Source organism: Variovorax pasteuri (assembly GCF_051216435.1).
In the GTDB taxonomy this organism is placed as follows: domain Bacteria; phylum Pseudomonadota; class Gammaproteobacteria; order Burkholderiales; family Burkholderiaceae_C; genus Variovorax.
In genome coordinates this window covers 619,911-632,251 of the sequence record NZ_JBPJZS010000001.1, presented here as the reverse complement: position 1 = coordinate 632,251, position 12,341 = coordinate 619,911, and the positions used below count along the sequence as shown (strand labels likewise).

At 69.4% G+C, this 12,341-nt stretch carries 9 protein-coding genes; 2 read left to right on the top strand and 7 right to left on the bottom strand.

The features are described 5' to 3' along the window. Positions 1–4: 4 nt before the first annotated feature. Both ACSFBM_RS02845 and ACSFBM_RS02840 read right to left on the bottom strand, forming a co-directional pair. Positions 5–676 carry an HAD family hydrolase gene (locus ACSFBM_RS02845; protein WP_435483042.1) on the bottom strand — a complete coding sequence of 224 codons (672 nt, stop codon included), beginning with the start codon at positions 674–676 and terminating at the stop codon, positions 5–7. After that, positions 669–1,769 (bottom strand): RluA family pseudouridine synthase, encoded by a 1,101-nt coding sequence (locus ACSFBM_RS02840; protein ID WP_435483041.1) that lies wholly within the window; start codon positions 1,767–1,769, stop codon positions 669–671. The genes ACSFBM_RS02845 and ACSFBM_RS02840 overlap by 8 nt, the downstream gene beginning before the upstream one ends. 561 nt (positions 1,770–2,330) lie before the next feature. Here ACSFBM_RS02840 and ACSFBM_RS02835 point away from each other — a divergent pair. Next, positions 2,331–5,600, top strand: a complete 3,270-nt coding sequence (locus ACSFBM_RS02835) for an Rne/Rng family ribonuclease (protein ID WP_435483040.1) — start codon at positions 2,331–2,333, stop codon at positions 5,598–5,600. A gap of 49 nt (positions 5,601–5,649) precedes the next feature. Here the strand turns inward: ACSFBM_RS02835 and ACSFBM_RS02830 are convergent, their stop codons facing one another. After that, positions 5,650–6,516 (bottom strand): LysR family transcriptional regulator, encoded by an 867-nt coding sequence (locus ACSFBM_RS02830; RefSeq protein ID WP_435483039.1) that lies wholly within the window; start codon positions 6,514–6,516, stop codon positions 5,650–5,652. A gap of 108 nt (positions 6,517–6,624) precedes the next feature. Here ACSFBM_RS02830 and ACSFBM_RS02825 point away from each other — a divergent pair, with 108 nt between their 5' ends. Next, positions 6,625–8,202 (top strand): MFS transporter, encoded by a 1,578-nt coding sequence (locus tag ACSFBM_RS02825; RefSeq protein WP_435483038.1) that lies wholly within the window; start codon positions 6,625–6,627, stop codon positions 8,200–8,202. A gap of 6 nt (positions 8,203–8,208) precedes the next feature. Here ACSFBM_RS02825 and ACSFBM_RS02820 read toward each other — a convergent pair whose 3' ends face one another. From ACSFBM_RS02820 to hemC, 4 genes are read right to left on the bottom strand one after another with little or no spacing between them, the layout of a single operon-like run. Beyond that, complete coding sequence (locus ACSFBM_RS02820) at positions 8,209–9,492, bottom strand: heme biosynthesis protein HemY (protein WP_435435241.1); 1,284 nt, start codon at positions 9,490–9,492, stop codon at positions 8,209–8,211. Positions 9,493–9,498: 6 nt separating this feature from the next. Further along, complete coding sequence (locus ACSFBM_RS02815) at positions 9,499–10,596, bottom strand: uroporphyrinogen-III C-methyltransferase (RefSeq protein WP_435483037.1); 1,098 nt, start codon at positions 10,594–10,596, stop codon at positions 9,499–9,501. Further along, on the bottom strand, positions 10,593–11,366 hold the full coding sequence (locus ACSFBM_RS02810) for a uroporphyrinogen-III synthase (protein ID WP_435483036.1): 774 nt from the start codon (positions 11,364–11,366) through the stop codon (positions 10,593–10,595). The genes ACSFBM_RS02815 and ACSFBM_RS02810 overlap by 4 nt, the downstream gene beginning before the upstream one ends. 17 nt (positions 11,367–11,383) lie before the next feature. Next, a complete protein-coding gene (gene hemC, locus ACSFBM_RS02805; RefSeq protein WP_435483035.1) occupies positions 11,384–12,310 on the bottom strand; it encodes a hydroxymethylbilane synthase in 927 nt (308 codons plus the stop codon). Positions 12,311–12,341: the final 31 nt, after the last annotated feature.

Genomic DNA, 12,341 nt, shown 5'->3' with positions numbered 1-12,341 from the left:
ATTCTCAGGCGTTGTCGAGGAGCCACGCCTGAAGGTCGGCAATCGAATGCGCGACATGCAGCGGCTTGAATTCGTCGAAGCTGGCGGGCTCATGGGCACCGTAGCTCACGCCCACGCTGGCGGCGCCGGCGTTCTGTGCGAGCTGCAGGTCGTGCGTGGTGTCGCCAATCATCAGCGTGCGTTCCGCGGTCACGTCGAGTTCTTCCATCAGCTCCAGCAGCATGCGCGGATGCGGCTTGCCGAAGGTTTCGTCGGCCGTGCGCGAGGCCTCGAAGCGGTCGCGCAGCGCCACCGACTTGAGCGCTTCATTGAGCCCGCGGCGCGACTTGCCCGTGGCCACCGCCAGCTTGTGGCCTCGCGCGCGCAAGGCATCGAGCATCTGCAGCACGCCGTCGAACAGCACGAGGTCGTCCTGATGCTGCAGGTAGTGATAGCGGTAGCGCGCGCCGAGCTCAGGGTATTTTTCCTTCGGCACATCAGGCGCCGCGCGCGCGAGCGCCTCGGCCAGGCCCAGGCCGATGACCCAGGCGGCGTCGTTCTCGCTCGGCTTGGCGCCGCCGACATCGACCACCGCGGCCTGGATGCAGCGCACGATCAGGCGCGTGGAGTCGTAGAGGGTGCCGTCCCAGTCGAAGGCGATCAGGTCGAAGCGAAGAGGTCTTAAAGATTCAGTCATGGGCCGTGGAAGTGGGGTGTTGGGCCAGCGCCTCGAGGGCGGCGGGCGGCATCAGCGCGTGCAGCTCGGGCGGCAGGTCGGCCTGCAGCGCCACCCGGTTACCGCCGGCAGGATGGTTGAACTGCAGCCGCCAGGCGTGCAGGAACATGCGTTTGAGCCCGAGCTTTTGCAGCGCGCGCTGGCGCTCGAACTCGCCGTACTTGTCGTCGCCGGCAATCGGATGGCCGGCCGACGCGAGGTGAACGCGGATCTGGTGCGTGCGGCCAGTCTTGATCGTGACTGCCAGCAATGACAGCGGCGTGGCATCGCCCGCCAGCGTGAGCCGCGCCAGCACCCGCACCAGCGTGATGGCGCGCATGGCGTCCGGGTGGTCCTTGGCGACCACGCGCACGCGGCGCTCGCCGGCGCCCGCACCGGAACCGTCGGGCAGCAAATACTTGGCGAGCGGCGCGTCGAGCACCTTCTTGTTGGCGGGCCAGGCGCCCTCGACCAGCGCCAGATAGGTCTTGCCGGTCTCGCGCTCGCGAAACTGCTCCTGCAACGCGACCAGCGCGCTGCGCTTCTTGGCGACCAGCAGGATGCCGGAGGTTTCGCGGTCCAGCCGGTGCACCAGTTCCAAGAACCTGGCGCCCGGGCGTGCGGTGCGCAGCTGCTCGATCACGCCAAAGCTCACACCGCTGCCGCCATGCACGGCCACGCCGGCGGGCTTGTCGAGGGCCAGCACGGCATCGTCTTCCAGCAACACGGGGAACTCGCGCGCCGGCGCTGGCGGGGTGGCGCCCTCTTCCGCGCGCGCCGAAATCCGGATCGGCGGCAGCCGCAGCACGTCGCCGGCCTCGATGCGGGTGTCGGCCTGCACCCGGCCCTTGTTGATGCGCACCTCGCCCGAGCGGATGATCCGGTAGACGTGCGTCTTCGGCACGCCTTTCAGATGGCGGAACAGGAAGTTGTCGAGCCGCTGCCCGGCGGATTCGGCGTCGACCGTGAGGAATTTGATGGCCGAAGCGGGCGCTGCGGCGTCATCCGGGGCTTTTCGGTCTGCGGGATTTGGAGCAGCCGTGGGGCCCTGCTTCGCACCTATAATGTTTTTCACCAGCGCGGTCATGTAAGTGCTTGATTAGACAGAAGTTTAGTCCACTGCCATCAAACACCCAGGACCACGCTGTGAGGTCGATGCCGCTTCGGCGCCCAGCTGCAAACCCCGCGCAATTGCGCAAAGTGGCAGAGCAGGCGCCCAAGTCAAGCCGACACCCACGAAACACCGATACGGAATACCAGCCTGCAGCTGATCCAGCTGCAGGCGGATCGAAGCGAGTCCCTTGTTGTGTTGATGCTGCTGATTCAAATTTGCCTGCGCTGGCCCGCCTGGTTTCGACCAGCGGCCTCAGGCATTGAACTATCGGTAGCGCGCGCCACCCTTGCGCAACCGGCTATCAAAAAGATAGCTACTCAACACCGAACCTGGCTCGCGCCCATCCACGCGCCCCCACCCCGGCTGTCTTCTTGAGTTAACGCTCGAGAGGCCTGCTCGCGCCTGGCGCGGCAGTGACAGCATCCGGGGCCCAAGCGGCAATTCCCTGGTTTCGCGGGCGTCGTCCGTGCATCGTTGGCCCTTCACGGGCCGGTAGAACGATACATATAAGGACAACGCATCATGAAGCGGATGCTGATCAATGCCACGCAAGCCGAAGAGCGGCGCCTGGCCATCGTCGACGGGCAGAAACTGCTCGACTACGAAATCGAAATCGAAGGGCGCGAACAGCGCAAGGGCAACATCTACAAAGCGGTCGTGACCCGCGTCGAGCCTTCGCTCGAAGCCTGTTTCGTCGACTACGGCGAAGACCGCCACGGCTTCCTGCCGTTCAAGGAAATCTCCAAGCAGTACTTCGCCGAAGGCGTGTCGGCCAGCCAGGCCCGCATCCAGGACGCGATCCGCGAAGGCCAGGAACTCACCGTCCAGGTCGAAAAGGAAGAACGCGGCAACAAGGGCGCGGCCCTCACCACGTTCATCTCGCTGGCCGGCCGCTATGTGGTGCTGATGCCCAACAACCCGCGCGGCGGCGGCGTTTCGCGCCGCATCGAGGGCGAAGACCGTGCCGACCTCAAGGAGGCGATGGACCAGCTCGAATACCCGAAGGGCATGAGCATCATCGCGCGCACCGCCGGCATCGGCCGCTCGGCGCCCGAACTCCAGTGGGACCTGAATTACCTGCTCAAGCTCTGGGGCGCCATCGACGGCGCGGGCAAGGGCGGCAAGGGCGCGTTCCTGATCTACCAGGAATCGTCGCTCGTCATCCGTGCCATTCGTGACTACTTCAATCACGACATCGGCGACATCCTGATCGACACCGACGACATCTACGAACAGGCGCAGCAGTTCATGGCGCACGTCATGCCCGAGCATGCCGCCCGCGTGAAGCGCTACCGCGACGACGCGGCGCTGTTCAGCCGCTTCCAGATCGAGCACCAGATCGAGTCGGCCTACGCCCGCACCGTGCAGCTGCCCTCGGGCGGCGCCATCGTGATCGACCACACCGAAGCACTGGTCTCGGTCGACGTGAACTCGGCCCGCGCCATCAAGGGCGGCGACATCGAGGAAACCGCGACCCGCACCAACCTCGAAGCCGCCGACGAAGTGGCCCGCCAGATGCGCCTGCGCGACCTGGGCGGCCTGATCGTCATCGACTTCATCGACATGGACGAGTCGAAGAACCGCCGCGAAGTCGAAAGCCGCCTGCGCGACGCGCTGCGCCAGGACCGCGCCCGCGTGCAGTTCGGCTCGATCAGCAAGTTCGGCCTGATGGAAATGAGCCGCCAGCGCCTGAAGCCGGCGCTGAGCGAAGGTTCGTCGATCCCCTGCCCCCGTTGCGGCGGCTCGGGCCACATCCGCGACACCGAATCGAGCGCGCTGCAGATCCTGCGCATCATTCAGGAAGAGTGCCTGAAGGACAACACGGCCGCCGTGCACGTCCAGGTGCCGGTCGAGGTGGCGTCGTTCCTGCTGAACGAAAAGCGCCCCGAGATCGCCAAGATCGAGCTCAAGCAGCGCGTCACCGTGCTGATGGTGCCCAACAAGACGCTCGAAACGCCGAACTACAAGCTCGAGCGCCTGAAGCACGACGATCCTCGCCTCGACCACATCGAAGCCAGCTACAAGATGGCTGACGAGATCGAAGACCCGACGGCCGTCACGCGCCGCTCGCAGGAACCCACCAACAAGCAGACGCCGGTCATCAAGGGCGTGCTGCCCGACGCACCCGCGCCCGTGGTGCCGCCCAAGCCGGAAGCCGTGCGCGCGCCTGTCGCAGCCGCACCCGCACCGGTGGTCGCGCCGCCCGTGGTGAGCGCACCGGTGCCGGCACAGACCGGCTTCATGGGCTGGATCAAGAGCCTGTTCGGCGGCACGCCGGCACCTGCCCCGGCACCGGCGCCGGCGGTGATTCCGGTCGAGCCGCCCAAGCCCCGCCGCGACGGTCGCCCGGGCCGCGATGGCGAAGCACGCGGCGCACGTGACGGCGAACAGCGCCGTGGCGGACGCGGCGAAGGCCGCGGCGGCGAGAGCCGCGGCGGTGAAGGTCGTGGCGAGAACGGCGCACGTTCGGGCGGTCGCGACGGCGAACGCCGTGGCGGACGCGGCGGCGAGCGCCGTGAAGGTCGTGAGGGTCGCGAAGGCCGCACCGCAGAACTGCGCGCCGACGGCACCAGCGCACCGCGTGAACAACGCGAGCAACGCGAACCCCGCGAGCCGCGTGAAGCGCGCGCACCGCGTGAATCGCGCGAAGGCGAGCAACGCCGCGGTGGTCGCGGCGAGCGCCGCGAAGGCGAAGGCCGTGAAGGCCGCAACCTGCCGGCGGAAGCACTCGACGGCAACGTGAACCCCGAAGCCCAGCAACTGGCTCCCGGCGCAGGCGAAGAAGGCAACGTGACCGAGCGCGCACCCCGTGCCCGCCGTGAACGTGGCGAGCGCGGCGACCGCGCAGAACGTGGCGGCGAACGCAACGGCGACAGCAGTGCGCCGCGCGAACGCAGCGCCGAAGCCGGCGAAGGCGCCGCGCAGGGCGAACGTGCGCCGCGCAACGGCCGCGACGAGCCGCGCGCACCGCGTGGCGAACGCAGCGACCGCAACGACGGCCGCCGCGAACGCCGCGACGAGGCACCGCAAGCCGAAGCCGACGCCCGTGGCGCCGAAGCCGCGGCAGCCGATGTCGATCAAGGCAACGACGCCGCCAACGGCAACAACGACCAGGCACCGCGCCGCGAAGGCGACGAGCGCCGCGGCCGTTCGCGTGACCGTTACGGCCGTGACCGCCGCGAACGCGGTCCGCGCGACGAGAGCGAAGCCGGCGCGGCCAACGCACCGGTCGCGGAAGGCGTGCTCGGCGTCATCGCGGCGGAAGCCGTCGAAACGCAGCAAGCACCGGTCGCCCGCCAGGAGCCCGTGCAGCAGGTGTCGGAACGCGCAGAAGCGGCTGCCGTCGCAGCGCCGCAAGTGCGCGAACCCGCACCGCAGCAGCCTCGCGCCGAACGCCCTGCACCCGCACCGGTGCAAGCGCCTGTTGCAGCGCCGATCGCGGTCGAAAGCGCCAAGGCACCTGCCGCCGCCGCGCCCGCAGCCGCTCCCTCGGTCGCCAATGGCCGCGCGCTGCCGAAGGTCCAGTCCTTCGAACTGCCGCTGGGCGAACTCGCACAGATCGCGGAGAGCTCGGGCCTGCAATGGGTCAACTCGGACGCCGAGCGCATCGCGCAGGCGCGTGCCGCGATCGCCGCCGAGCCCAAGCCCGTGCATGTGCCGCGCGAACGTCCGCCCGTGGTGACGCTCGACGAAGGCCCGCTGGTGCTGGTCGAAACCCGCCGCGACCTCGGTGCGATGTCGCTGCCGTTCGAGCAACCCGCCGCTGGGGCGGAGCAGCAACGCACGCTCTGAGCAGCACACGCTCGCAACTGAAAAACGGCGCCACTCGGCGCCGTTTTTTTTATGCCTTGCCGTGGGCCGGCAGGTCCGGCATTTCCAGGATCAGCTGGCCGAAGCGGCAGGCGCATTCCGTCTTGCCGGCTTCGCTCCAGATCAGCGAGAAATCCACGCTCGGCAAGCTCGGCAGGCCGTGGCGGCCGTCGACGATCTTCATCCAGGGCTCCACCTCCTCGCGCGTGAGCACCGTCACGGCCAGCCCCGCCAGCACAGCGGCGCGAATGCCGTGCTGGCTGGCCGAAGTGAAGACCACATGCCAGTCTGCTGCGGCGGCGTCCAGCGCCGCAGCCGCCACCTCCCGGTGGACGCAGGGCTTCGGAAAAAAGGCCAGCGGCAGCGATGCACCGGCAGGCACTTCGAAAGTCCCGGCCGCCGCCCACACCAGCTGCGTGCGCCGAATTCGCGTGCCTTCCGTGCAACCGGGCGGCGACATCACCACCGCCAGGTCGAGTTCGCCCGTGCGGATCATCGCGCGCAGGTCGAGGTGCATGCTCACGCTCACCTCCATGCGCGTGGCAGGGAATGCGCGGGCGAACTGCGAGAGCAGGGGCGCGAGCCGGTCGCCCATGAAGTTGTCAGGTACGCCGAAGCGCACCACGCCCGAGATCGGCGACGGCTGAAAGCGCAGCGTCATGGCGTCGAGCGTGTCGAGGATCTGCCGCGCATAGCGAAGAAAGTCTTCGCCGTCCTCGGTCACGGTCAGGCGGCGCGTCGTGCGATGCAGCAGCGGCCGGCCCACCTGCGCCTCGAGCTTGCGGATCTGGTGGCTGATGGCGGACTGCGTCAGGTGCAGCTTCTCCGCAGCGCGCGTGAAGCCACCGGTTTCCTTGACGGCCACGAAGGCGCGCAGAAGCGAGGGGTCGAAGTCCATGGCCATAGATAAATGATGTTTCCTAATGAATTCTAGGAAATCAAATCATTTCCATCATGAAGAGGGTTTCCACAGAATCGCCCGAAACCGATTCTGAAAGCCCTTCCCATGTCTTTGTCCCCCGCCGGCAAGAGCCGCATCGCGCTCGCCGCGATCTGCCTCATCGCCCTGATGTTCGGACTGGAAATCTCCAGCGTGCCGGTCATTCTTCCCACGCTCGAAACCGCATTGCACGCCGACTTCAGCGACATGCAGTGGGTCATGAACGCCTACACCGTCGCCTGCACCACGGTGCTGATGGCCGCCGGCACGCTGGCCGACCGCTACGGCCGCAAGCGCGTGCTGGTCGCGTCCGTGGCGCTGTTCGGCCTGACCTCGCTCACCTGCGGGCTGGCTCAGAGCGCGCAGGTGCTGATCGCCAGCCGCTTCCTCCAGGGCCTGGCGGGCGGCACCATGCTGATCTGCCAGCTCGCCGTGCTTTCGCACCGGTTCCCCGGCGGCACGGCGCGCAGCCGGGCCTTCGCCATCTGGGGCGTTGTCTTCGGCATGGGGCTGGGGTTCGGGCCGATCGTCGGCGGCGCGATCGCGGCGCTGACCGATTGGCCCTGGGTGTTCCTGGTCCACCTGCCGCTGGCGGCGGTCGCACTGGCCATGGTGCTGGGCAGCGTGAACGAGTCCAGCGACCCCGACGCGCAGAAGCTCGACCTCGCCGGCATGGTCACGCTGTCGCTCGCGGTGCTCGGCCTGACCTGCTTCATCACCCAAGGCCCGGCACTCGGCTTTGCCAGCCCGACGTCCATCGGCGTGCTGGCCGCGTCGGCTGCGAGCTTCGCCCTCTTCGTGTGGGTGGAGAAGACCCACCCGCACCCGATGTTCGATTTCTCGGTCTTTCGCATCCGCAACTTCTCGGGCTCGCTCGTCGGCTCCATCGGCATGAACTTCAGCTTCTGGCCGTTCATGATCTACCTGCCGATCTACTTCCAGGGCGCGCTCGGCTACGACGCGGTCACGACGGGCGCCGCGCTGCTGGCCTACACGCTGCCCACGCTCGTGCTGCCGCCGCTGGCGGAGCGGCTGTCGCTGCGCTACCGGCCCGGCGTGGTGATTCCCCTGGGCCTGTTCGTCATCGGGCTCGGCTTCATGGCCATGCGCCACGGCGCCGGCATGGCCAGCGCGAGCTGGATGACGCTGCTGCCGGGCTGCCTGCTGGCCGGCATCGGGCTGGGCCTGACCAACACGCCCGTGACCAACACCACCACCGGCTCGGTGCCGGGTGCACGCGCGGGCATGGCCTCGGGCATGGACATGAGCGCGCGGCTGATCACGCTGGCCGTCAACATCGCGCTGATGGGCTTCGTCCTGCTCGAAGGCATTCATGCGCATCTGCGCGGCGCCTTGTCGGCGTCGCTCGATGCGCAGCAACTGCACGCGCTGGCGCAGAAGATCGCGGCGGGCAGCTTCGCCTCGCTCGCCGAAGCTTTTCCGGCGCTGCCGCAGGCGGACCCGTCCGGCGCCGTGGTGCATGCGGCGCTGGTGCACAGCTTCGGGTGGGTGATGCTCTACGGGGGTGTCGGCGTCTGGGTGCTGGCCGGCCTCAGCTGGCTGATCTTCGGCAGTGGCAAGCCGTCGGTGACACACCCATCGCAGCCATCGGGCGAAAAGACCCGGGGGCCCGCGTGCCCCTGAAGCCGCTCAGCTGTTCTCGACCTGCGCCGCGCGCTTCCAGGCCTCGGCGGCCTGCGCGGTGTCGTCGCGGTCTTCGGCCAGCTGGGCCAGTGCCAGCCAGGCGCGACGGTAGAGCTCGGTGTCCTGCAGGCCCAGGCCGGCCTGCGTCAGCAACTGCTGCGCCTTGCCCCACAGCTGGCGCTTCATGCACGCCATGCCCGCGAGGTACTGCAGGTTGGGGTCGCGCGGATTGTTGCGTTGCGCGCTCTCGATGCGGGCGAGCCAGTCGGCGTCCACCGAATCGAGCCCCGCCTCGAGCGCGCGCGCCAGCTTCACGCGCAGGGCGTCGCCCAGGCCGCGCGGGTTGGCCACCATGCGCTCCCACGCCGGCAGCAGCCAGCCGCGCGCCAGCGCCAGGTCGCCACGCAGCGCGACCATGCGTTGCGCGGCATGGATCGCCACCTCGGGCATCCCGCGCTCGTTGGCGTCGAGCTCGGTCCAGGCACGCTGCAGCTGCGCCGGGTCGTGCGCGCCCGACAGCAGCTCGGTTGCAAGGCCGCGCACGATGCTCTGTGCGGCGGCCTCGGAGAACGCACGGTGCTTGGCCAGCAGGCGCGCGGTTTCGAGGGCTTCGAGCGTGCGCCGGTCCAGGCGCGCCGCCTTGAGCCGCAGGCGCAGGGCCAGCGTGCGGCGCTGGGCGCCCTGCGGCAGTTCTTCGAGCCTTGCCAGCGCCGCGGCGGCGTCGCGGTCTTCGAGCGCCCAGCGGGCAGCGCGCAACTGCACGCCTTCGCGCGTTTCGGGGCTGGCGAGCACGGCGCGGTCGGCGCTTTCGTTCAGGGCCTGCTGCAGATGCGCGTCGCGCGCCGGCTTGTCCTGCAGGGCCTGCGCACTCTCGGCCGCCAGCAGGTGCGACAGCACCCGCACCTGCTGCGCCTGCGGCAGGCTGGCGCCGAGCGCGGCCAGGGTCTTTTCCTGCGTGAGCGCGGCTTGCGCCGCCTTGCGCGCGCGCGAGAAGCGGCCCGAAACGAGCTGCACCATCGCATCGAGCAATGCCGCGTGCAGCGTGCGCTCCTTCTGCTGCAGCCGCCATTGGCGGGCCTGCTTGGGCAGCGAGAACAACGCCGCCAGCGCGCGCAGCGCCGTGTGCAGCAGCACGAAGGCCACCAGCAGGATCACCAGCACCAGATTCAGCGACAGATCGACCCGCCAAGGCGGCCAGAACACGGTGATCGTGCCCTGGTTGTTGCCTGCGAACAGGGCGACTGCCGCGGCGACGGCGAACAGGGCAAGGAGCCAGATTGCTGCGCGCATTCGTGGTCAGCGTCCTGCAGCGGCGGTGGCCAGCGCGGCGAGCGTGTCGTCGATGCGCACCGCCTCGGTCGTCTTCACCTGCGCCTGCAGCTGCTGCAGCAGCGTGGCTGCGGCCTGGGTGCGGCGCGATGCGGGGTCGAAATAGCGGTTGAGCGATGCCGTCACCTGCGCAAGTTCGCTGCGCGTGGCGTCCATCTGCCGCGACAGCAGCGACAGCCGCGCATTGAGCAGCTTGAGCTTGAGGTTCTCGCGCAGGAAGTAAGACTGCTCGGGCGCCAGCAGGATGGCCTCGGGGCTCTGGATGCGGCCCACGCGCACCAGCGAGCGCGCCTCGCCACGGATGGTCAGCAGCACACGGCGCCACCAGGGCGCATCGGCGGGAATCGGCTCGACCTGCCAGGCATTGGTGCCGGTGCCGCGCACGGCCACCGCGTTGAGCGTGGGCAGGTCGTCCACGCCGCGCATGAGCTCGTCGAGCTTTTGCAGCGCCTCGGCGTTGTCGGTGCTGGCGCTGCTGCGCAGGCGGTCAGCGTCGCGCTGCATGGCGCGCTGCAGCGGTGCCAGCCGGGGCTGGGCGGCGCGCGAGATGCGCACGTCGCCGGCTTTCAGCGCGGCCAGCAGCGGCTCGACGCTGCCCGTGACCTGCGCCTGCTGCAATGCCAGGCGCACGGCCGACTCGATGTCGACCACCAGGTTCTCGTCGCGCGAACGCGAGAGGCTTTGAATGAGTTCCTCGAGCTGCGAGCGCTGCAGCGCGACTTCGGCCACGCGCGTTTCGACCAGCGCCACGCGGGCCGAGGCGTCGCGCACCGTGTCGCTGGCCTGGCGTGCCAGCGTGCGGGCTTCCATCGACTGGGCCAGGGCATCGGCGCTCTGGCGCGCCAGTTGCTCCTTCATGCCGCTGACCCGCTGCCACAGCGCGATGGCCATCAGCAGGGCCACCACGGCCACGAGTGCGATCAGGCCGAGGCCGAGGCGCGAGAGCAGCAAGGCGCCGGCGGCCTTGGCGGCCGGGGTCTGGTGCGGTGCCACGGTGGCCGGTACCGGCGCGTTGGCGGCGGTGGCGGAAGAAGAAAGATCGTCTGACGGGGACGCGGCGCTCATGCGAGGGATTCTATCGACGCGACCAGTGCATCCTGCAGCGGTGTGCATACACGCAACGCCCCGAAACCCGCGGCCCGCGCGGCTTCGCCGATGCGTACGTGGGTGGCGACGGCACTGGCGGCACGCCAGTCGGTGCCGGGCATCGCGCGCTGCAGATTGCCGATGGCCTCGGAGCTGCTGAACAGCCAGATCGCACGGCCTTCGGCGCCGTCGACGGCGAGCCGGCGTTGCGCGGCGTCCAGCAACGGCGGCAGCCGGCGGTAGGCGACCACGGTGTCGCGCAGGCCGCCCGCGGCCTCGATTTCGTTCGCGAGCCAGTCGCGCCCCGTCGGGCGCCCGGCTTCGTCGCCGCCACGCACGATCAGCACGCGCACGCCGGCCGACACCTGGGCCTGCACGCGCTCCCACAGCGCCTCGGAGTCGAAGCGCGTGGCCTCGGGCGGCGGTGCATCGACGGATTCGGGCGGCACGCCGGCGCGAAGCAAGGCACGCGTGGTGCCCGGGCCTGTGGCCCAGAAGCGGCGGCCCATCAATGAAACAGCAGCATCCCTGTGCTGGAAGAAATGCTCGACGGCGGTGGCGCTCACGAACATCAGCGCCGCATGGTCGGCGAGATGGCGCCATGCCCTGCGCAAGGGCTCGGCATCCGCGACCGGCGCGATCGCGATGAGCGGCAAGGCCACCGCATCCACCCCAGCCGCGCGCAGGTCGCTGACCCATTGCTGCGCCTCGCGTGCCGGCCGCGTGACGATGACGGGGCGGGCGGTCATGCGATGACCACGGCTGTTCAGTGCGCCCCGGCGTCGCGCAGCAGCACGGCGGCGCGCTCGCCGAGCGCATCGGCCTGGGCGAAGTCGCCGGCCGGTGCCAGCGCGTGCACCTTCACCAGCGGTGCGACGCCTTCGGGGTCGCCCCAGGCCGCATCGATGCGCAGCACGCCATCGGCCTGCCAGCGTGCGTGCGCAGCCAGCGGCATCGAGCAGCTGCCGCCCATCGCGCGGCTCACCGCGCGCTCGGCCGAGGTGGACAGCCAGTCGCCCTGGTGGGCCAGCGAGCGCAGCAGTTCGATGAGCTCGGTGCGGTCCGCGCGCACCTCGACGCCCAATGCGCCCTGCCCCGCGGCGGGCAGCATGGTGTCGGGGTCGAAGGCCACGCGGATGCGGCTCTCCAGGCCCAGCCGCTTGAGCCCGGCCGCGGCCAGCACGATGGCGTCGTACTGCCCTTCGTCGAGCTTGCGCAGCCGGGTGTCGAGGTTGCCGCGCAGCGGTTCGATGCGCAGGTCGGGCCGCAGCGCGCGCAGCAGCACCACGCGGCGCAGGCTGGAGGTGCCGACCACCGCGCCCTGCGGCAGTTCGTCGAGCGAGGCATAGCGGTTGGACACGAGCGCGTCGCGCGGGTCTTCGCGTTCCAGCACGCAGGCCAGCGCGAAGCCTTCGGGCAGGTCCATCGGCACGTCCTTCAGCGAATGGACGGCGATGTCGGCGCGCCCTTCTTCGAGCGCGAGTTCCAGTTCTTTCACGAAGAGCCCCTTGCCGCCCACCTTGCTGAGCGAGCGGTCGAGGATCTGGTCGCCGGTGGTCGTGAGGCCCAGCAGGCTGACCGTGTGGCCTCGTTCCTGCAGAAGCGCCTGCACGTGTTCGGCCTGCCAAAGGGCCAGCCGGCTTTCGCGCGTGGCGATCACGATATTGCTCAAGACCGTTCCCGAAAAGTACATGTTTACAAACCGCAGGAATGCTAGCATGTTG

What these genes read in the sequence shown, in the direction of transcription:
- ACSFBM_RS02845 (WP_435483042.1), bottom strand. Translation starts at nt 676, where the DNA reads ATGACTGAATCTTTAAGACCTCTTCGCTTCGACCTGATCGCCTTCGAC.
- ACSFBM_RS02835 (WP_435483040.1), top strand. Translation starts at nt 2,331, where the DNA reads ATGAAGCGGATGCTGATCAATGCCACGCAAGCCGAAGAGCGGCGCCTG.
- ACSFBM_RS02830 (WP_435483039.1), bottom strand. Translation starts at nt 6,516, where the DNA reads ATGGACTTCGACCCCTCGCTTCTGCGCGCCTTCGTGGCCGTCAAGGAA.
- ACSFBM_RS02825 (WP_435483038.1), top strand. Translation starts at nt 6,625, where the DNA reads ATGTCTTTGTCCCCCGCCGGCAAGAGCCGCATCGCGCTCGCCGCGATC.
- ACSFBM_RS02820 (WP_435435241.1), bottom strand. Translation starts at nt 9,492, where the DNA reads ATGCGCGCAGCAATCTGGCTCCTTGCCCTGTTCGCCGTCGCCGCGGCA.
- ACSFBM_RS02815 (WP_435483037.1), bottom strand. Translation starts at nt 10,596, where the DNA reads ATGAGCGCCGCGTCCCCGTCAGACGATCTTTCTTCTTCCGCCACCGCC.
- ACSFBM_RS02810 (WP_435483036.1), bottom strand. Translation starts at nt 11,366, where the DNA reads ATGACCGCCCGCCCCGTCATCGTCACGCGGCCGGCACGCGAGGCGCAG.
- hemC (WP_435483035.1), bottom strand. Translation starts at nt 12,310, where the DNA reads ATGTACTTTTCGGGAACGGTCTTGAGCAATATCGTGATCGCCACGCGC.